Here is a 20,792-nt window from a genome sequence, read left to right on the forward strand (position 1 = left end):
TTCTGATTTTTTATAAACCTGCTAATTTTTGTAGCTGTGCTGGATCGAGACCCAGTTTTTTAGCCGTCTCCAGCATTTCGTTCCAGGTCGTTTCGTCAACCGGAACGCCCTGCGCCAATCGCTTGGCGCGTGACTCGCGCTCAGGCTCTCCTGCGACACGGACGTAGTCATATCCAGGCTGGGGTGGCGAGGCCTTGACCCAGTCGATAAAGGCTTTCATTTCATGCTCAAAGATCGAGCCATCTGCGAGCTTGGCAGGATCAAAAATAATGGAGAGCATCCCGTTGATGATGCGCCGCTTACCGTCAGGAGGCGATTGTGTGGTCATGCCACCCGCCAACGCACCGCCCAGCAATTCGCAAATCAATGCCAATCCAAAGCCTTTGTGCTCGCCAAAGGTGCACAGAGCGCCCAGTGGTGGTTTCACCGCGTAAACGGGCTCCGTGGTCGGACGTCCCTGATCATCGATCAGATAACCAGGTGGCAACTGCTCGCCTTTATTGAGCGCGACACGGGCTTTGCCCTGAGCGATGACGCTCGTCGCAAAATCCAGCAGGATGGGATCCTGACCAGGCACAGGAATGCCAACAGTAAAGGGGTTGGTGCCAAAGCGCGCATCCCCGCCACCGAAAGGAGCGACGATAGGACGGGAAATCACATTCACAAAATGGATAGAGATCAGACCCTGCTCAACCGTCATCTCGGCCCAAGCGCCAATCCGGCACAAGTGATGGGAGTTTCCGAGCGCCAAAATACAGCTGCCGTGCTCCTTGGCACGGGCAATGCCAAGCTCCATCGCCTGATGACCAATCGCCTGACCAAAGCCACACTCGCCATCCAGCCCGATCATCGAGCCGTTATCCATCCTTGTCTGGATTTGTGCGTTGGGCTTGAGACTGCCCTCCAGATACGCCTCGGCGTAACGCGGCAAAATCCCCACACCATGTGAATCATGGCCCGTCAGGTTTGCCTGTACGAGATTTTCGGTGACGAGTTCGATTTCACGATCATCGCTACCAAAACCTTTCACCAGATAACGCACTGCATCGCGCAAGCGATCGACAGGGATAAGATGCATCTGAGCCATTCAACGAGTTCCTTTGATGAGTCTGTAACGTGTGAATATTTGAATGTTGATTTAAACGTTAAACAAGAAATTCAACACGTCGCCATCCTTGACGATGTACTCCTTGCCCTCGGCACGCATCTTGCCCGCTTCTTTAGCGCCCGACTCACCCTTGTAGGCAATGAAGTCCTCATACGCAATCGTTTGCGCACGGATGAAACCACGCTCAAAGTCGGTATGGATCACGCCCGCCGCCTGAGGGGCCGTTGCGCCGATCGGTACAGTCCAGGCGCGGACTTCTTTCACGCCTGCGGTGAAATAAGTTTGCAGACCCAGTAATTTAAAAGCACCGCGAATGAGGCGATCCAGGCCGGGCTCTTGCATACCCATGTCCGCCAGAAAGACAGCTTTGTCCTCATCGGAGAGCTCGGCGATCTCAGACTCGATGGCTGCACAAATCGCGACGACTGGCGCATTGCGCGCGGCGGCATACTCATTCAAGCGATCGAGCAAAGGATTGTTGGTAAACCCCTGATCGCTGACGTTACCCACATACATCGCAGGTTTGGCTGTGATGAAGCACAGCGGCGCGATCAAGGCGCGATCTTCGGGCGAAAGATCTAGCGCGCGAATCGGTTTGGTTTCGTTCAGCTGGGCGATGACTTGCTCGAGTATGGCGACGACCTTCTGGGCCTCTTTGTCACCGGAACGTGCAGTCTTTTGATAACGGTGCATCGCCTTTTCAGCTGTCTGCATATCAGCGAGCGCCAACTCTGTTTCAATCACCTCGATATCCGCGATCGGATCGACACGTCCCGCGACGTGGATCACGTTATCGTCCTCGAAACAACGCACAACGTTAATAATGGCGTTGGTTTCACGGATATGAGAGAGAAACTGGTTGCCGAGGCCTTCGCCCTGGCTCGCACCGGCCACCAGACCTGCGATGTCCACAAATTCCACGGTCGCATGCAGAATGCGCTCAGGTTTGACGATCGCGGCGAGTGCATCGAGCCGTGGATCCGGGACCTCGACCACGCCGACATTGGGCTCGATCGTACAAAAGGGGTAATTTTCGGCAGCGATACCTGCCTTGGTGAGGGCATTAAAAAGGGTTGATTTACCGACGTTGGGCAAACCAACGATGCCACATTGCAGAGCCATGAGAATCCCGAAGTTCTTAAGAAGTGAAACAGCTGTATAGAATATGAGTTTAACCGCTCCGCCCTTAATTTCTCTCCCAGATCATGACTCTAGCTGAGCTTCTCGCCCGCCCTTTTGGCACCATCCCGGAAATGGTCAGTTTTGCTGCCTCGCAGCGACCTGAGCACCCGGCTTTGATTCTCAACGACAAGTCACTTTCCTACGCAGAGCTCGACACATTGATCGCCCGTGTCGCGGCCTCGCTGCAGCGCGACGGATATGTGCCGGGCGACAAAATCGCCGCGTGCGCAGGCACCTCGTTCGAGTATGTGGCGCTATTTCTGGGGGCTTTACGCGCAGGTGCGGTCATGACACCGCTACCACCCACCGCGACACCTCTGAATCTGGACGGCATGCTCGCCAATTCAGGTGCCAAAATCCTTTTCCAAGATCGTGCCTGCGCGACCACTTGGCCGACTGACAGCTTGGTCGAAAATGGCTTGCACAGAATATGGATCGACGAGCAGCAGGGAACAGACAGCTGGGGCGAATGGCTATCTGGCGACAAACAGCCCCGTCCCGTGGACACACAACCCCACTGGGCCTTTAACCTGATCTACTCCTCCGGCACCACAGGCACACCTAAAGGCATTGTTCAGCCCTGCTCCATGCGCTGGTCGCACGTCCAACGCGCGGCCACCAACGGCTATGGGCCTGATTCGGTGACGCTCGCCTCTACACCTCTCTACTCGAACACCACACTTGTTGCCTTGTTGCCCACGCTCGCGCTCGGTGGCACAGGTGTACTGATGAGCAAGTTTGACGCGCGTCGCTACCTTGAGCTTGCTCAAAAGCATCGAGTGACGCACACCATGCTGGTGCCCGTGCAGTATCAGCGTATTCTTGACGATCCCGAGTTTGACCGCTTTGATCTCTCAGCTTTTCAGGCAAAATTTTCAACAAGCGCCCCTTTTGGTGCGGCCCTCAAAGCTGAAGTCCTCAAGCGGTGGCCTGGTCGTTTAACCGAAATCTACGGGATGACCGAAGGCGGTGGTCGCTGCGAGCTCGAGGCGCACAATTATCCGCACAAGCTTCACACCATCGGTCGTCCAGCCAGCGGTCACGATATTCGACTCATCGATGAGGCAGGACAAGAGGTCCCTCAAGGTCAGACGGGTGAAATAGTGGGGAGCTCCTCGGCAATGATGGAGGGCTACTACGGAATGCCGGAGAAGACCCGCGAGGTCGAATGGTTCGACCCTTCAGGCAAACGCTTTATCCGGACAGGCGATATCGCACGCTACGACGAAGATGGTTTTCTGATTCTCGCGGATCGCAAAAAAGACATGGTCATCTCAGGCGGTTTCAATATCTATCCAAGCGATCTCGAGGCTGAAATCGACCAACATCCTGAGGTGCGGGAATCCGCAGTCGTCGGTGTGCCCTCGCGTCAGTGGGGAGAAACACCAGTGGCCTATGTTGTTCTCAAACCTGATGCAACGATTGATCGCACTGACCTGCTTGCCTGGGTTAATGCCCGGCTCGGAAAAACGCAGCGCCTGGCCGATCTTGTTTTGACGGACACATTACCCAGAAGCGAAATTGGCAAGGTCCTGAAGAGAGAATTGCGCGAGCGCTACGGCGCCCATGCTAAATAGCATCACCCGCGACCTGCAAGGCCAGCCATGCCACAGCTAAAGGTCCCGCATTGAAAAATGCATGGACCAGTATGGCCGCGCCGATGCCACGTTGCACACGGATCCAGCAAAGCGCCAGTCCGGTCACCCATTGCGGCAACACGAGTACCACCATCATCCACGCGGGCAAATCCACAAACTCATAGTTGTGGATATGGAGCCCCGCGAAGCCCAAGACAGAAAGGTGCATCACGACAGGAAACGACCAACGATATGTTCTAAGCCAATTCCAGCCAGATCCAGAGGGCATGCGTGCGTGACGCATCGACCAGATCAGCATGAGCATCACACACACAATCAGACTGCTGGCCCACCAGGCAAAACCGTTCAGAAAGACATAAATCAACACAGGCACGACTAGCAATGCCAACAGGGGTCGGCGCAAACCAAAACGGAAAAGCATCTCTTCAATAATGGGGGCCCACAGGAGCGCCTGAAACCAAGGCAAATTGTGCACACTGATGCGATGCGTCGCACCACTCATTTCAAAAACGGTCAACACAAGCGGTCCAAGCGCAACGATATTAATCAGCCAAAGCGCGGCCGCCCAAGCGAGCAGCCGCGATATCTTGCAGGAAGGCCACCAGTCCGCCATCCAACCACTGACCGGAGTTGCATGCTTAACCTCACGCTTGAGACTTGGGCGTCGGACAAAACTAAAAAATAGTCTGAATTCGTCTCGAAAGCGCATCACTGTCATGGCGGATTGTCACGGTGCAACTGCTCGGTCGCGCGCACAAACTCACCCTTCAAAAATAATGGCGTCACCGCGCGGCAGCGCGTCAGACAATCATCGATTGCCTGTTGATCTTCACGCCGGGGAGGATGAAGTACGAAATCAGCGACCTCTTGAGCAAGTTTCAAAGTGCGAGGATGTCCGATTCCCAAACGCAGTCTCCAAAAATTAGCACTTCCAAGCGCTGCCTGGATATCCCGTAATCCGTTATGACCCGCATGACCGCCCCCTTGCTTGACCTTGACCTGACCTGGCATGAGATCGAGCTCGTCATGGAGCACGAGTATTTCCTCCGGGACGAGTTTGTAAAAACGGGCAAGCGCTCCGACGCACTGGCCAGAACGATTCATAAAGGTTTGAGGCTTGGCCAAATAGATTTGCTCGCCCTCGAAGCGCGCCTTGGCAACCGAACCAAAAAATGATTTTTCGATGTTGAAGGCACAGCGCAGGTCATCTGCAATAGCATCGGCCAGCCAAAAGCCCGCATTATGTCGCGTGCGAGTGTAGTCGGGACCTGGATTGCCTAGCCCAACAATGAGTTTGATCGGATGATTCATCACGCCATTATGAAGACAAAAGCCCCATCCGCACAAAACGGACAGGGCTTGGAGAGCACTTCTAAGAAGGTGAATTAAGCGGCAGGTGCTGCGCCGTCAGCAGCTTCAGCAGAACCGCCCTTGACGATGGCTGTCACCAAGACTGGGTTTGCATCGCCACGGTGCGCAACGTAAGTCACGCCTTTAGGCAACGTAATGTCAGCCAAGTGAATCGACGCGCCGCCCACCAATTTGGACAAGTCCACTTCGATGAACTGTGGCAGATTGGATGGCAAGCAAGCGACTTCAATTTCAGTCATCACATGCGAAATGATCGCAGCGCTGAGCTTGACCGCTGGGGAAATTTCAGTGTTCGTGAAGTGCAAAGGCACTTTGGTATGGAGCGCCTGATCGGCGGACACGCGCTGAAAGTCGACGTGCATGACGATCTGCTTGTAAGGGTGCCACTGAACCGAACGCAACAGAACCTGATGGCTCTTGCCTTCGAGTTGCATCTCCAGAATGGATGCGTGAAACTGCTCTTTACGCAGAGCGTGATAAATCTCGTTGTGATCGAGTTCGATATTGACGGGCTGCTCTTTGCCACCATAAACAATGGCGGGGACGCGGCTCGCACGGCGCAGGCGGCGGCTCGCACTCGTTCCCTGTACGCTACGTGGGGTTGCATTAAATTGCATGAAAAACTCCAAAAGGGATGACTAGCATCCTGTTAAAACACGATCCGGGTATCGAATCGTGGCTTCGCAGCTCACCGCGACCAGTGAACCGCAAATCACTTCGCGCATCCTCTTTCCGGATACGCTTTTGATTCTTTAATCTACAAACAACGAGCTGACGGACTCGGCGTTCGAAATACGTAAAATTGTTTCGCCCAGCAAAGCCGCACAAGAAAGCTGGCGGATTTTGCTGCAAGCACGACCCTCGTCCGAAAGAGGAATCGTGTCAGTGACCACCAGCTCATTCAATTCAGAACTTGCAATGCGCTCAATGGCGCCCCCAGACAGCACGGCATGTGTGCAATACGCATACACGGCACCCGCGCCGCGCTCTTTCAACGCCTGGGCAGCCTTGCAGAGCGTGCCTGCCGTGTCGACCATATCATCCATGATCAGACAGGTGCGACCATCGACCTCGCCAATAATGTTCATCACCTCGGAGACGTTGGCGCGAGGACGACGCTTATCTATGATGGCCAGATCGGCTTCAAGCTGTTTAGCCAACGCACGGGCCCGCACCACACCACCGATATCCGGTGAAACCACGACGAGATTACTTAGATTGCGACGCCAAATATCCCCTAACAAAATCGGCCCTGCATAGATATTGTCGACGGGTATATCAAAAAATCCTTGGATCTGGTCTGCGTGCAAGTCCATGGTCAGGACGCGATCAACACCCGCTACCTGAAGCATGTTTGCCACGACCTTCGCCGTGATGGCCACCCGGGCGGAACGAGGACGACGATCCTGTCGTGCATATCCAAAATAGGGGATAGCGGCAGTGATGCGTCCAGCGGAGGCGCGACGCAGGGCGTCCACCATCACCATGACTTCCATCAAATTATCATTGGTGGGCGCACAGGTTGGCTGAAGTACAAAAACGTCCTTACCACGGACGTTTTCATTAATTTCAGCCATGACCTCACCATCCGAAAAACGTCCAACAGTCATACGACCGAGGGACATATCAAGATGGTTAACCACATCAACCGCAAGACGCGTATTCGCAGTCCCGGTAAAAATCATGAAACTATCATTAGGCATGATGTGGGCAGTCACAGACCGTCAGATTAAATGTGGGACAGCTCTACAGAATTAGGGGCTGGGGAGGAAGGATTCGAACCTTCGCATGCCGGAATCAAAATCCGGTGCCTTAACCAGCTTGGCGACTCCCCAACTAGCTTTCAATCCAATCGTGCAACGGATGCTCTGAAAGGCCTTGGCAGACCAAGATGTTTCGTATCGGACTCACTGAGCCGAAACACCCATCACTCATAACACCCGCACTCGCAGAATCAGAAAAATCAACACGTATTTTAGCGAGCATTTCCTGTCGTGCCACCTCGGCCTGCTGAACGCTCTGGAATCCGATAAAAAAACAGGATCCAGACCCGGTCATCCGCGCTTTAAAACCGGCCTGTTCTAGCCAATCAAGCGTCTGACGAACAACTGGGTAGCGGTTTAAAACCACTGGTTGCAGATCATTGTGACCAAACCCCAAGCGAGTGATCGCTTGACGTCCAGAAAAGTCCATTATTTTGACCGGTTCGGTGTCTCTTGTCAAATCAGGGGCCTGAAAAACACCATGTGTCGGCACGCCTTGAGCGGGCTGGATCACTAAAAATGCTTGCCCAGGGAGTTCGATCGGGGTGAGCAACTCTCCGACCCCTTCTGCGAACGCATTTTGACCCAAAATGAAAACCGGCACATCTGCCCCGAGCTGGAGACCGAGCCGCATCAGCTCCGAACGGGTTAAACCCAGTCCCCAGAGACGATTCAACGCGATCAATACCGTTGCCGCATCACTTGACCCCCCTCCTAATCCGGCCCCTGAGGGGATCCGCTTGGTCAGCTGAATATGCGCCCCAAGCCTGGTCCCTGTCTTCTCCTGAAGGAGACGTGCGGCGCGCACCACGAGATCGTCATCGTGCGCCACACCATGCATGTCCGTTTCACGAACAATCAAACCATCTGCGCGCGTATCGATGTTCAGACTATCCGCTAGGCTGATGAGCTGAAAAACGGTTTGCAAGAGATGGTAACCATCTGCGCGCCGACCGACGACATGCAAAAAAAGATTCAGCTTGGCAGGCGCGGAGAGGTCGTACAGCATGTTGATGGAAGGTCAGGATTTGTCGTTCAAGGCACGTCGACAATGAGGCGGATCACAATATGCTTGTTCGCCTCGTTACGTGAGAGGACCAATAGACGTGGGCCTTGCTGATCAAAGCGCGACAATTCCACCTCCCAACCACTTTGGGCGAAAGAAGAAATCCTGCCTTGGTCGTCTCTTTTGATTTCCCGCATCGAGGGTAACGCTCGCAAAGGCAGTCTCAGCCACTGGCGCAGATCTCGCACAGGAACGCGTTGGCCAATTGCCTGCTGCACGAGCCCATCAGGGTCGGGCGCGCGCAAGATTTCGCCATTGGCTTGTGTCAGCGTTGCCTGGCCGGGATCCACAGAAACCCGCGCAAGAATGTTTCCAAAAGGATTCGTCAAATCAAGTGTCAGTCGACCCTTCACATCACGCCACACAAAACCACCCTGAACGGCTTCAGGCGGTTGATTGGGCTCCTCGGCACGTAAGGCAAAACGGCCATGACGGACCAGTTCATCCAACCCTGTCGTTTCGGATGAGCCGGGAATTTGAGTGGCACAACCTGCCAGCGCAAATAGGAATGCGCCAAGAGCAATCCTGAAAAACATACGGAAAATCAAGGTCGAACCCCAAACCGCTTCAGAGTTTCCTGCAGGGTAGGATTCGATGCGTCCTTGGCGACCCCCTCTTGCCAAACCTTGCGCGCCGCATCCTGTTGACCAGACTTCCAAAGCGCTTCGCCAAGATGGGCGGCAATCTCCGCTTCGGGTCGCCTGTCGTAAGCACGCTGCAAATAGTCTACAGCCTCTTTGTACTGACCCATCCGGTATTTAACCCAGCCCATGCTATCGAGAATGAAAGGATCTCTGGGTGAAATTTCCAGGGCACGGGTAATCAGCGCCAAAGCTTCAGGCAACCTTTGGTTTCGATCCGCCAGTGAGTAGCCCAAGGCATTGTGCGCATGCGCGTGCCCTGGGTCCAGGGCGATGACCTGCCGCAACAATCGCTCCGCCTCACGCATTTGATCCGCACGCTCGTGCAGCATCGCGAGCTCGTACTTCACATCAACCGTATCAGGCATACGCTGATCGAGCGCCTGCATGCGCCTGATCGCTTCGGGCAATCGATTTGCATCACGCAAGATTTGCGCCCCCGCCGAAGCCCCCATCATGATTTCTTCATCGGTTTGCGCATTCGCCGAGTCGATCAGGGCAAGCGCCTCATCGACTTTCTTTTGTTTGGCGCGAATCAGGGCTTGTCTGATGCGGGAGGTGTAACGCATCGATGGATCATCAATCTTCGCGAGAAGATTCACTGCCTCATCGAGCTGTCCTTGCTCCTCAGCGATTTTGGACAAGAGCTGATAGGCCTCGGCAAGAGCGATCGGTGCATCCGTGGCGCCTGCCGCTGCGGATGCGCGTAGACGTTGCGATTGGACATTGACATATTGATCCAGAAAGCCGCGAGCTTGCTCAAGCTTTTTTGCCCGGTAGGCAACCTGGGCCTGCATGAACAATAAATCGAAATCTTCAGGGGAGCGTTTAGCCATCGCAGTCAGCTCGGCCATCGCCGCGTCGAACTGTCCACGATCAGCCAGATGACTCGCCAAAATCACACGCAGACGTCGTGCGTTTGGTTGCAAAGCGGCAAATTCGGTGGCGTCACGCAAAGCGCGCTCGGGGTCGACGCTCAGTCCATACTCGAACACACGCAAAGCCGCATCCTCAGAACGCGGGGCGGCAGCAAGCGCCAAGCGAGACTCTTCGAGCGCTCGCTCATTGTCACCCGCGGCACGCGCCATATCGGCCAAAGCCATATGGCCTGAGGCGAGGTGACGCGCGTTGCTGTCACCAATGGCTGTGCTCAAAATCCTCAAGGCCGCACGCTTGTCGGGCATTCTGCTCAGAACAGCGAAAGCCTGTCCAATCGCTGCAGATTTATCTGTGGCGGCATCGATTTGTTTACGTAAGGCGGTCGCCAATCCGCTGGTCTGCCCCGAAGCCGCAGCGAGTGCCATCTCCGTCGATGAAGCCTCTGGATCGTCGGGAGTCAGGCGCAACCAGGCGCGCGAGGCTTCGAGCGCACCGGGAAGATTGCCCCCCGCCAGGTAAAACTCCAGCGAGCGGCGCGCAAGTCGATAGTCACCCAGCTCACGGCTCAAATCCAACATCGTCTTGCCGGCGGGCACATAGGCACCGCGCTGTGCGGAAATCTCGGAGGCCAAGATCCGGAACAAAATCGTCGAGGTCAGCGTCACCTCAGGCAGCTCACCCGCACGCAGTCGAATAACCTCCGACTCGGGTTGCCGGGGCTTAATCTGGAGTTGGGCGTTTTGCCCAAAACCTTTGAGAGGCCCTGTTTGCGCCCACGCGACCGTGGCACAGGACAAGGCAACACCCCCAAGCAGGGCGAAAGCGGAAATTTGAGAAACAATGGATTTAAACAACGACTTCACTCGACCCGCCTGGTTGGTGGCACAATCAACAGACTCAGTGGACGGATGTTAGCACTCAGCCATGCCAGAACTACCAGAAGTCGAGACAACTCGCCGGGGAATTGACGCCGTTGCAACAGGTCGCACCCTCCGCAACATGATCGTGCACGAATCCCGCATGCGTTGGCCGATCCCAAAAGACTTGCCTGAACACGTCTCCGGGCTGGTCGTACGCGCCTGTCGTCGTCGGGGCAAATACCTTCTGATTGAATTCGATACGGGCACACAGCTCATCCACTTGGGGATGTCCGGATCTTTGCGCAGCGTCCAGAACGGCGAGCTTCTGAGAAAGCACGACCATGTGGAATGGCAATTTGACGAGGTCACCCTGAGGCTGCATGACCCCCGAAGATTCGGGTCTGTATTGTGGCACCCCAAAACAGACGGCCCTGTTGAAGACCACCCCTTGCTGAGTAAGCTGGGGATTGAGCCATTTGATGCCAAATTTGATGCCCAATGGCTCAAGCAAGGCCTGGCAGGCAGAAAAGTCTCGATCAAACAAGCCCTGCTAGCTGGAGACGTCGTCGTCGGGGCAGGAAATATTTATGCTTCTGAAAGCTTGTTCCGGGCGCGCATTCACCCTAAAACCCAAGCTTCCCGGGTATCCCTTGCCCGCTGTGAGCGCTTAGTCGAAGCGTTAAAAAGCACGCTCACCGATGCTCTCCAGTCAGGGGGCAGTACGTTGCGCGACTACGTCAATGCCACAGGGGAAGCTGGGGCGTATTTCACGCTACATGCAGCCGTCTACGAACGTGAGAGCGAGCCATGCAGAGTCTGCGGCACGCCGATCAAACGGATCGTGCAAGGACAGCGCGCCACATATTTTTGTCCAAGCTGCCAGAAAATCTAGGCTTGCCAGTTTGAACTAGCGGGGCGCGCGTGGTGGTAAAGCGTAACGTTGCTCGCGATACGCCCAGCTCGGCCAAAGAACATGCGCGAGGGCTTCTCGTGACTGTTGTTCATCAGACTCGACAGGCGTGTAGCGATCCGGCATCTCGTAGCGCATGGTGCGCGCAGGTTTGCCAGGCTCGAGCACCACCAGCTTTTCTCCCTCGGGTCCCGCTTTCAAAAAACCATAGTTATCGCCGAACTGCATCATGGCCCGATGAGCGGCGGCACGCGTCAGGTCTCGACCCAGCATGGGATGCACCGTATCCATTCCCATCAGAGACAGGAGTGTGGGCAGAAGGTCAATCTGACTCATGACCTGAGGATCGGACTTGGGCTTGACACCCGGACCGATGATCAACGCGGGAATATGGAAGTGACGTACGGGCACTAATCCTCCATAGACTCTGGCATCGTGATCCGCCACAATCAGAAAAATAGTGTGATCCCAGTAGGGCGACTGACGGGCTTTTTTGAAAAAATCACCAATGGCCCAGTCTGCATAGCGAACGGTGTTGACGACCGAAGCAGGTTCACCGATCGGCTCGATGCGACCCTTTGGATATTCCCATGGGGAATGGTTTGAAACAGAGAAGGCCATCGTCACGGTCGGACGGGCATTGTCTTCGCGCAAAACACGATCAAGCTCGGTGAACATATCCTCATCGGAAGCCCCCCAGGAACCCACAAACTTAGGCGCGACAAACTTGGGCAAATCGACCATTTCGTTAAAGCCATTACCCAGGAAAAAGCTGCGCATATTGTCGAAATGGCCCTCACCGCCATAAATGAAGCGCGAGTAATAACCATGCCGCCCAAGCAACTCAGCAATAGTGAAAAAGCCCGTTTGCGAGCGTGGCAGTGTTAACACGGCTTGGGCGGGCGTTGGCAAAAAGCCGGAACTCACGGCTTCCAAGCCTCGCACTGAGCGCGTGCCTGTTGCGTAAGCCCGCTCAAACCACCACCCCTCTTCGGCCAACTTATCCAGCTCAGGGGTCAAGTCTTGCGCACCACCCAGTTTTTTAGAGTACTGCGCCCCCAGGCTCTCCTGCAAAATGATGACAAGATTGAGAGGCTTATCACGTCTCATACTCGCAGTCTGAGCGTGAAGTGTTGGCAGATGCGGATCCAGCACCGGGTCAGGAATCCCAGCCGCGCGACGGACGATGTCGTTGATTTCCTCGATCGGTAACTTGCCATACATATCAAACGAAGACTTTTCATTCTTCATCAGATAGGCCGCATTGGTCACGCTCCAGAAACCATTCAAGGGCAGCGCATTGACCATCGCATCGTTGCCAAAGGCCACGGACGAAGCATTGATCGGGCGATGCTGCAATGTCCCACGGATCGAGCCGACACAAAACAGGATCAGGACCACACTGACGACCGGACGCAACCACCAGCGAAGCTCTTTGTCAGGCTTGCCTGCCTTGAAGAGCTTGAAAGCGCCCCACATCCCGATGCCCAGCCCCACGAACGCAGCGAGCAAGACAAGACGATAGCCCTCCCAAAGCATGGAGAAGACTTCGCGGGGATAACCAAGATACTCGAAGTACAAGCGATTGGGGCGCGTGTCGTATTCGGCGATGAACTGAGGGGTCGAGACCTCCAGCAACAGCAGTAGAAACCAGCAAATCCTGAACCACCAGGCCGTTATTTTTTCCGCAATCGCAAAGTGCCCGAAAAAAGGCCCCGCTCCTGCCGGAATGGCGATCATCATCCCGATCATGACCAGATCGATGCGCAAACCACCAATCATCACTGGCCAAAAGCCATCGACCGCTTCGACACGTGGCCATTGCCACACCACTAAACACAGGCGGAACAAGGTCAGCATCAACAGCGCTGTCCACCAAAACCGCCATGTCAAACGAAGCATCTGCTTTCCTTAGGTCTGAAGTACTTTACCGGGGTTCATCAAGCCGTGCGGATCGAGCGCTTGCTTGATTTGCTTCATGAGTCTGAGCTCGAGTTCGGTCTTGTAGCGGGTCAGTTCGTCGCGCTTGAGCTGTCCGACGCCATGTTCGGCACTGATGGAGCCGCCATGGGCATGAACACTGTCATGCACCAGCTGATAGACCTCGTATTGGGTCGCAAGCAGTTCTTGCTCAGTCTGGTTGGGCGCGCGCGCGACGTTGTAGTGCAAATTACCGTCGCCCAGATGGCCGAACACGATATTCTGAATACCTGGGAACTTGGCCTGAAGCGCCGCATTGGTTGTTTTGACGAATTGACCGATTAGGGAAATCGGAATCGAAACATCGTGCTTGATACTCTTACCCAGCTCTGCCTCGGCGAGCGGGATGCTTTCGCGCAGGTGCCAGATCGCCTTGCTTTGCGCGATATTTTCAGCAATCGCCGCATCCACGACCAAGCCATCTTCGATCGCGGCGCCCAAAACGGACTCAAAACGTGCTTGGGCATGCTCAGCACTTTCGCTGTCGGACAACTCAAGAATCGCGAACCAAGGTGCGTCCGCGGAGGGTCCCTCGAACGGTAAACGTTGCTGAGGATACAGTCGCACCACGGCCTTGAGTACCGGTCCCATCATGACCTCGAAACCCGTCAGCGAAGCACCGAAACCTGCGCGTGCGCGCGACAGCATTGCGATCGCATCCTCCAGGGAATTCAGGGCCAGCATCGCAATACGCTGCGCGACAGGTAACGGATAGAGCTTCATCGTTGCGGCAGTGATGATGCCCAAGGTTCCTTCGCTCCCGATGTACAGATCGCGCAAATCGTACCCGGTGTTGTCCTTGCGCAAGCCACGCAAACCATGCCAGATTTCTCCTTGTGGCGTCACGACTTCCAGGCCAAGCGCCAATTCACGCGTGTTGCCATAGCGTAATACCTGTGTGCCGCCAGCATTGGTCGAAAGATTGCCACCGATTGTGCAACTTCCCTCCGCAGCCAGGCTCAGAGGAAACAGACGGTTCGACGCACGCGCCGCCTCCTGAACAGCCTGAAGAATACAACCAGCCTCAACGGTGATCGTATCGTTGTCCGTATCGATTTCGCGCACTCGATTGAGCCGCGCCAGACAAACAACCAACGCGCGACCCGACTCATCGGGTGTCGCCCCCCCGCACATCCCCGTATTGCCACCTGAGGGCACGATCGGAATCTTGTGCTCGGCGCACAACCGCACCACGGCGGCGACTTCTTCAGTCGAGCCTGGACGCACGACTGCAAGGGCTTCGCCACGGTAACGTCCGCGCCAGTCGATCAAGTAAGGCGTCATCGCCTCGCCGGTCAATACCTGGGTCTCTCCCACGATTTGCTGTAGCTGTTTCAGTGCGCTCATTCAGTTCTCTTTCGGTTTCTGGCGGATTTTTACTGTTTTGTTGCGATGTTCTTGGGCTTTTTTGACTCAATCGTCGACTCGGCATATTGCCATACATCAAATTGTAGGTGAGTTCCCCCGATTTCAACGCCAATCACACCTAGGACGCACAGGAAACATTCCTGTCAGATCGGCGATAATATGAGTGAAGTGATTTTTGATTCTGGAGCCTCTTCCGTGCCTGCCTCGTCGAACTTTCCCCACGCCGCATTCAAAGCCTACGACATTCGTGGCGTCGTCCCCACTGCGCTCAATGCTGATTTTGCAAGACAACTCGGTTTGGGACTGGCTGCGCGGGCACACGCTTGCGGCGTCACCACGATGGTGGTCGGACGAGACGGCAGGCTCAGCAGTCCTGAGCTGGCCGGCGCGCTTCAGCAAGGCATGCGAGAGGGTGGGATCCATACGATCGATGTCGGTGAAGTCCCCACCCCGCTTGTGTATTTTGCAGCCTACACGCTCAAAACGGGCTCGGGTGTCGCCGTCACCGGTAGCCACAACCCTCCGGAGTACAACGGTTTCAAAATGATGATGGGCGGTCAGACTCTCCACGGCGATGCGATCCTGGGATTGCGCGACGAGGTAGCCGCCGGCCCCGCGACAGCAGCCAAAGCTGGCACAGCCTCCGTGGTGGATATCATGACGCCCTATCTGGCGCGCGTGATTGGAGACATCAAACTCAGTCGCCCCATGAAAATCGCGATCGATTGTGGCAATGGTGTCGCGGGTGCAGTGGCCCCCGCATTGTTTCGGGGTCTAGGCTGCGAAGTCACTGAATTATTCTGTACAGTCGACGGGACATTTCCCAATCACCACCCCGATCCGGCCGATCCCCATAACCTCGAGGACCTCATCCGTTGCGTTCAGACGACTGACTGCGAGATCGGCCTGGCCTTTGATGGCGACGGTGACAGACTGGGTGTCGTCACCAAGTCCGGTCAGATCATCTGGCCCGACCGTCAGCTGATTCTGTACGCCCGTGACGTACTGCAGCGCTGCCCCGGCGAAACGATCATCTATGACGTCAAGTGCAGTCGCCATGTCGCCGAGCAAGTCCGCGCTGCGGGCGGTAAGCCACTGATGTGGCAGACTGGCCACTCGCTGATCAAAGCGAAACTGGCCGAAACTAGTGCACCACTGGCCGGCGAAATGAGCGGACATGTGTTTTTCAAAGAACGCTGGTTTGGTTTTGATGATGGTCTCTACACAGGGGCACGCCTGCTCGAAATCCTCTCCCGGGACGCCAATCCCTCGGCGGTCCTGGAAGCACTTCCCCAGGGAGTCTCCACACCCGAGCTCAAGCTTGAAATGCGCGAAGGCGAGCCACACGCACTCATCAAGCGGTTACAAACCGAAGGAGTCTTTGCGGGCGCTACGGAAATTTTCAAAATAGACGGCCTGCGTGCGGACTACGCTGACGGCTTTGGACTGGCGCGCGCCTCCAACACCACGCCTGTCGTCGTGTTGCGCTTCGAGGGTGATACCCCCGAAGCTCTTGAGCGCATCAAAGGCGTATTTCGGGAGCAACTGCTGGCGCTCGCTCCGAATGCCAAGCTGCCGTTTTAATTGTTCAACACCTCCCTTTTTCTTTGCTGAGCCCTATGCCTTCACTGTCGAACAGTCCCGCCTGGAAACAGTTTTCTCAAGCCGTACTGAGCAGTCCCTCCAAGCCTGACGCCCTGCGTATCATTACCGCGGCGCAGCTTGAGGTTGATCTGACCACGCAGAGAAGCTCAAAAGAACTCGCTCGAGCGGCTCACGCGTTGCTGGAGCAGCAAGGATTTGAACAATATCGGCATGATTTATTCGAAGGCGCCAAGATTAACTGGACCGAAAATCGCGCGGCCTGGCACACTGCTTTGCGTGCGGCCACCCCTCCCGTAGCTGTTGCCGAAGCTGTACTGACCGAACGCGCGCGACTGGCTAAATTCGTCGAAGAGGTCAATGCCTGCAATCAGTACCGCAATGTCGTGCATCTGGGCATTGGTGGCAGCGACTGGGGACCGCGTTTGGCTTTTGACTCGCTCGCTGGAGCAGGCACACGTCGCACCTTGAGATTTGCCTCAAACGTCGATGCGCACGCCATCACTGCGGCGCTCGAGGGGCTGGATGCGCACGACACACTCGTGATTATTTCCTCCAAATCCTTCACCACGACGGAGTCCCTGGCCAATGCAGCCTGTGCGATCGACTGGTTGCGTGCCAATGGCGTCGCCTACCCGCTCGATCATTTTGCCGCCGTCACGGCGAATCCTCAGGCTGCTCGCAACTTCGGCATCAATGAGGAACGCATTTTTCAATTTTGGGACTGGGTCGGTGGACGTTACTCATTATGGTCCTCGATCGGTCTGCCTATCGCACTTGGTTTGGGTATCGAAGCACTCAACGAGATGCGGGCCGGTGCGGCTGAGATGGATGAGCACTTTCTAAATGCCCCGATCGAACAGAATGCCCCTGTGCAGATGGCCTTGAGCGCTGTCGCCAATCGCAGCGTGCTGGGTTATGGCTCTTTTGCGCTGTGCCCTTACGATGCGCGCTTGGGCAGCCTGGTCCCCTGGCTACAGCAACTCGAAATGGAGTCGCTTGGTAAGGCCACGCTGCGTGATGGCTCCACCCTGGATGTACCCAGCAGCCCAGTTGTGTGGGGCATGCCCGGGACAGATGGCCAGCACACTTTTTTTCAATGGTTGCATCAGGATGGCAAGGGTGCGCCCGTTGATTTCATTCTCTGCGCGGTGCCCGATCACCGTCACACGCGGCATCACCGATTGCTGATCGCAAACTGTCTGGCGCAACGCGCCGCGTTGCTCGAAGGAAAATCTTTCGAGCAGTCGCTCAAAGAGGTCACCAAAACAGAGAAAGATCCTGAAAAAGCCGCCGTGCTCGCACGCCACCATGTGCATCCGGGTGGCCGCCCCTCCACGCTCATCGTGCTGCCGCGACTCGAAGCCAGACAGCTCGGTGCGTTGCTGGCGCTTTACGAACACAAGGTCTTTACCGAGGGCGTACTCTGGGGCATCAATCCCTTTGATCAGTGGGGGGTTGAGTTCGGTAAACGCCTGGCTGGCGATATCGAGCGAAGACTCGACGCGCTTGGCAGTGATCCGGCTGTCAGCCCCTACGATCCCTCCACAGCGTATTGGGTCCGTAAGCTCGCGAGCAGGTAGTGAGAAGATAAAAAAAAGCCCAAGACTTTGCAGTCTTGGGCTAAATCCACCAAAGGAGGAGGGTGGAGGAGACAACCTTGGCAAGTACAGGAGACCACTTTGATCTCAGTGCGGGAATTAATCATGTGCTTGGCTACTTCTGGTAAACACTAGCACTTTAATTCAACACACTCATGACTGAACTTCCATAAACAAATATTAGCTGAAAATCTGGTGCGGCGCAAGAATATTTTCTTTTCCGTACAAAAAGTAGGCAAATCATCAATTTTGATGCATTGCAACAACACTGATCTCACCACACTCTGTCGCACTGCCTTCTGTCGCTCTACCGCTTAAATCTTATAGGCTGTCCCGGTCATCACCTTGGCCATCAGACGCATCATCGTTTGCACGGGCTTGGGCAGAGACTCGGCCCCCCGGTGCTCCGCACTCAGGCGATGCTTGATCTCATCACGTTTCATTTCCTCGACAATCGCCCGTGATCGAGTGTCTGCGGCGGGAAGTTCCGTCAGGTGACTCTCGAGATGGGCCTCTACCTGGCGCTCAGTTTCCGCCATAAAACCTAAACTTTTCGCTGGCCCTGCCCGACTCGCCAGGGCACCCAAAGCAAAAGAACCTGCATACCAAAGCGGGTTCAGCAAGCTCGGACGACTATCGAGCTCTCGTAACCGCTGGGCACACCAACCCAGGTGATCCACTTCTTCGGCCGCGGCATCTAAAAAAAACGCAGCACTCTGTGGGTTTTTGACGGCCGCAGCTTGCCCTCTGTAAAGTGCTTGCGCACAAATTTCACCGACGTGATTCACACGCATCAGGCCGGCAGCATGGCGTTTAGCCTGTTGGTCTAGCTCGAGGTCGTCACTCGCCTGCATCGGACCGGCGGGATTGGGACGGGAAGCCGTGACACCTGCGCCAAGCACCTGCAAGGCAGTATCGAGCTCAGCAATAAAAGGGTCCAATAATCCGTATCGGCGATTGAAAATGGGTTGATTCATGAGGAAAACCTTCCAAAACAGCTGTAGCCTCCATGTTAGCGCTTGCTGCGCCACAAAATCCCTCAACCCGTTTATGATTCCTGCTTCAACGCAGGGGATTGCACATGGAAGTCAAAATTGATTGGGGTGGCCCGGACGGCATGCTCTTTGTGGGCCAAACAGGTACAGGTCACATCGCCGCCATGGATGGCGCACCCGAAGGCGGGGGACACAACCTTGCGCCACGCCCCATGGAGCTGTTGCTCGTTGGAACGGGTGGTTGCACCGCCTATGACGTCGTGCTGATTCTCAAGCGCGGACGCCACGCCATCACAGGCTGCTCAGTCAAATTGCAAGCTGAGCGCGCCGAGACAGACCCCAAAGTGTTCACGAAAATCCATTTTGTTTTCACAGTCACTGGCAGCAACCTGCCCCGTGCGGCTGTTGAGCGGGCGATCGCTTTATCGCACGAAAAGTATTGCTCCGCCTCTGCCATGCTCGCGCACAGCGCCAAAATCACCTGGTCGGCAGAAATTGTGGACACGGCTCTTCCCTCCACAACAAGCCCATAAATCCCGGAACTCTATGAACCAGTACGAAACCTTCATGCGCCACGTCTACCACACAGGCGTCAACAAAACCGATCGAACCGGTACCGGGACCCGCTCGGTCTTTGGTTATCAAATGCGTTTTGATCTGTCTAAAGGCTTTCCTCTGGTCACGACTAAAAAACTTCATACCCGAAGCATTTTCGTCGAGCTCCTCTGGTTTTTACGCGGAGACTCCAATGTGCGCTGGTTGCAAGAAAACGGCTGCACGATCTGGGACGAGTGGGCGCGAGAGGACGGTGACCTGGGCCCTGTTTACGGCGTGCAATGGCGCTCCTGGCCGACACCTGACGGCGGGCATATCGACCAGATCTCGCAAGTACTCCATCAGATTCGCAGCACACCCGACTCGCGCAGACTGATCGTCTCAGCATGGAATGTTGGCGAAATCAAAAATATGGCGCTGCCGCCATGCCATGCTTTCTTTCAGTTTTATGTCGCAGACGGAAAACTCTCCTGTCAGCTCTATCAGCGCAGCGCGGATATTTTTCTCGGCGTCCCGTTCAATATCGCGAGCTATGCTTTGCTGACACATATGGTCGCGCAACAATGCGACCTCGAAGTCGGTGACTTTGTCTGGACGGGCGGGGATTGTCACATCTACAGTAATCATTTTGAGCAAGTCGAACTCCAGCTTTCTCGAGAGCCCTACCCCTACCCTCGACTCCTGATTCAACGCAAACCCGAGACTATTTTTGATTATCGTTACGACGATTTTGTCATCGAAAACTATAGCCACCATCCGCATATCAAAGCACCGGTGGCGGTTTGAACATCGCAGTGAACCTAAGTTCAAAAGGCCCGAATCACATGCAGCTCACTTTGATCGTCGCCTACGCGCAGAACCGTGTGATTGGGCGCGACAATACACTTCCCTGGAAACTGCCAAGTGACCTAGCGCACTTCAAGCGCACGACACTCGGCCATCCCGTGATTATGGGGCGTAAAACATGGGAGTCACTCGGTCGCCCCCTGCCGGGCAGACGCAACATCGTCGTCACGAGAAACCCCCATTACACCGCGACAGGTGCTGAATGTGTGACAAGTCTGACTCAGGCAATCTCTTCAGTACAAGACTTCGCGCAGGCTTTTGTCATTGGCGGCGCACAACTCTATCAAGAAGCCCTCCCCTTTGCCCATCAGGTCATTGCGACAGAGGTGTTGGCAAATATTGAAGGGGATGCTTTCTTTGCACCACTCGATCCGAAACAGTGGTCTGAAACATCCAGGACACATTACCCAGAAGAGAACGGTTTAAGGTTTGATGTCGTGCACTATTACCGTGTGAATGGCTGACGG

Annotated in this window: 19 protein-coding genes and 1 tRNA gene; 7 read left to right on the top strand and 13 right to left on the bottom strand. The window is 55.4% G+C overall.

Going from position 1 to position 20,792, the window contains the following annotated elements; all coding sequences use genetic code 11:
- Positions 1-10 precede the first annotated feature (10 nt).
- Together QWY30_RS11300 and ychF are read right to left on the bottom strand one after the other, a co-directional pair.
- Positions 11-1,087 carry a malate/lactate/ureidoglycolate dehydrogenase gene (locus tag QWY30_RS11300; RefSeq protein WP_290241072.1) on the bottom strand — a complete coding sequence of 359 codons (1,077 nt, stop codon included), beginning with the start codon at positions 1,085-1,087 and terminating at the stop codon, positions 11-13.
- 51 nt (positions 1,088-1,138) lie between these two features.
- Positions 1,139-2,230 (bottom strand): redox-regulated ATPase YchF, encoded by a 1,092-nt coding sequence (ychF, locus tag QWY30_RS11305; protein WP_290241074.1) that lies wholly within the window; start codon positions 2,228-2,230, stop codon positions 1,139-1,141.
- Between the two features lie 83 nt (positions 2,231-2,313).
- On the opposite strand from ychF, the gene QWY30_RS11310 reads away from it, so the two are divergent.
- A complete protein-coding gene (locus QWY30_RS11310) occupies positions 2,314-3,867 on the top strand; it encodes a class I adenylate-forming enzyme family protein (protein WP_290241076.1) in 1,554 nt (517 codons plus the stop codon).
- On the opposite strand, the gene QWY30_RS11315 is transcribed toward QWY30_RS11310, so the two are convergent.
- From QWY30_RS11315 to QWY30_RS11350, 8 genes are all read right to left on the bottom strand, one after another.
- On the bottom strand, positions 3,860-4,606 hold the full coding sequence (locus QWY30_RS11315; protein WP_290241079.1) for a CPBP family glutamic-type intramembrane protease: 747 nt from the start codon (positions 4,604-4,606) through the stop codon (positions 3,860-3,862). The genes QWY30_RS11310 and QWY30_RS11315 overlap by 8 nt on opposite strands.
- Positions 4,603-5,199, bottom strand: a complete 597-nt coding sequence (gene pth / locus QWY30_RS11320) for an aminoacyl-tRNA hydrolase (protein ID WP_290241081.1) — start codon at positions 5,197-5,199, stop codon at positions 4,603-4,605. Before pth ends, QWY30_RS11315 begins: the two co-directional genes overlap by 4 nt.
- A gap of 74 nt (positions 5,200-5,273) precedes the next feature.
- A complete protein-coding gene (locus QWY30_RS11325) occupies positions 5,274-5,876 on the bottom strand; it encodes a 50S ribosomal protein L25/general stress protein Ctc (RefSeq protein WP_290241083.1) in 603 nt (200 codons plus the stop codon).
- Between the two features lie 135 nt (positions 5,877-6,011).
- Positions 6,012-6,962, bottom strand: a complete 951-nt coding sequence (locus QWY30_RS11330) for a ribose-phosphate pyrophosphokinase (RefSeq protein WP_290241085.1) — start codon at positions 6,960-6,962, stop codon at positions 6,012-6,014.
- 58 nt (positions 6,963-7,020) lie between these two features.
- Positions 7,021-7,094 (bottom strand) — tRNA-Gln (locus QWY30_RS11335).
- Between the two features lies 1 nt (position 7,095).
- Complete coding sequence (gene ispE, locus QWY30_RS11340) at positions 7,096-8,031, bottom strand: 4-(cytidine 5'-diphospho)-2-C-methyl-D-erythritol kinase (RefSeq protein WP_290241088.1); 936 nt, start codon at positions 8,029-8,031, stop codon at positions 7,096-7,098.
- Positions 8,032-8,057: 26 nt separating this feature from the next.
- Complete coding sequence (locus QWY30_RS11345; RefSeq protein WP_290241090.1) at positions 8,058-8,624, bottom strand: outer membrane lipoprotein LolB; 567 nt, start codon at positions 8,622-8,624, stop codon at positions 8,058-8,060.
- Positions 8,625-8,632: 8 nt separating this feature from the next.
- Positions 8,633-10,471: a tetratricopeptide repeat protein gene (locus tag QWY30_RS11350; protein ID WP_290241092.1), complete on the bottom strand. Its 1,839-nt coding sequence runs from the start codon at positions 10,469-10,471 to the stop codon at positions 8,633-8,635.
- A 61-nt stretch (positions 10,472-10,532) separates the two neighbouring features.
- On the opposite strand from QWY30_RS11350, the gene mutM reads away from it, so the two are divergent.
- Positions 10,533-11,360, top strand: coding sequence for a bifunctional DNA-formamidopyrimidine glycosylase/DNA-(apurinic or apyrimidinic site) lyase (mutM, locus tag QWY30_RS11355; protein ID WP_290241094.1), 828 nt, complete (start codon positions 10,533-10,535; stop codon positions 11,358-11,360).
- A gap of 15 nt (positions 11,361-11,375) precedes the next feature.
- Here the strand turns inward: mutM and QWY30_RS11360 are convergent, their stop codons facing one another.
- Positions 11,376-13,280, bottom strand: coding sequence for an LTA synthase family protein (locus QWY30_RS11360; protein ID WP_290241096.1), 1,905 nt, complete (start codon positions 13,278-13,280; stop codon positions 11,376-11,378).
- A gap of 9 nt (positions 13,281-13,289) precedes the next feature.
- Complete coding sequence (locus QWY30_RS11365; protein ID WP_290241098.1) at positions 13,290-14,705, bottom strand: FAD-binding oxidoreductase; 1,416 nt, start codon at positions 14,703-14,705, stop codon at positions 13,290-13,292.
- A gap of 180 nt (positions 14,706-14,885) precedes the next feature.
- Here QWY30_RS11365 and QWY30_RS11370 point away from each other — a divergent pair, with 180 nt between their 5' ends.
- Both QWY30_RS11370 and pgi read left to right on the top strand, forming a co-directional pair.
- Entirely contained in the window at positions 14,886-16,310 is a 1,425-nt protein-coding gene (locus QWY30_RS11370; protein WP_290241100.1) for a phosphomannomutase/phosphoglucomutase, read from the top strand.
- A gap of 35 nt (positions 16,311-16,345) precedes the next feature.
- On the top strand, positions 16,346-17,911 hold the full coding sequence (pgi, locus tag QWY30_RS11375; RefSeq protein ID WP_290241102.1) for a glucose-6-phosphate isomerase: 1,566 nt from the start codon (positions 16,346-16,348) through the stop codon (positions 17,909-17,911).
- 332 nt (positions 17,912-18,243) lie between these two features.
- Here the strand turns inward: pgi and coq7 are convergent, their stop codons facing one another.
- On the bottom strand, positions 18,244-18,906 hold the full coding sequence (gene coq7 / locus QWY30_RS11380) for a 2-polyprenyl-3-methyl-6-methoxy-1,4-benzoquinone monooxygenase (protein WP_290241103.1): 663 nt from the start codon (positions 18,904-18,906) through the stop codon (positions 18,244-18,246).
- A 104-nt stretch (positions 18,907-19,010) separates the two neighbouring features.
- Here coq7 and QWY30_RS11385 point away from each other — a divergent pair, with 104 nt between their 5' ends.
- From QWY30_RS11385 to QWY30_RS11395, 3 genes are read left to right on the top strand one after another with little or no spacing between them, the layout of a single operon-like run.
- Complete coding sequence (locus tag QWY30_RS11385; protein WP_290241105.1) at positions 19,011-19,457, top strand: OsmC family protein; 447 nt, start codon at positions 19,011-19,013, stop codon at positions 19,455-19,457.
- Positions 19,458-19,470: 13 nt separating this feature from the next.
- Positions 19,471-20,265: a thymidylate synthase gene (locus QWY30_RS11390; RefSeq protein WP_290241108.1), complete on the top strand. Its 795-nt coding sequence runs from the start codon at positions 19,471-19,473 to the stop codon at positions 20,263-20,265.
- Positions 20,266-20,303: 38 nt separating this feature from the next.
- A complete protein-coding gene (locus QWY30_RS11395; protein WP_290241109.1) occupies positions 20,304-20,789 on the top strand; it encodes a dihydrofolate reductase in 486 nt (161 codons plus the stop codon).
- The last annotated feature ends 3 nt before the right edge of the window (positions 20,790-20,792 follow it).

Source organism: Zwartia panacis (assembly GCF_030410395.1).
Taxonomy (GTDB): Bacteria; Pseudomonadota; Gammaproteobacteria; order Burkholderiales; family Burkholderiaceae_B; genus Zwartia; species Zwartia panacis.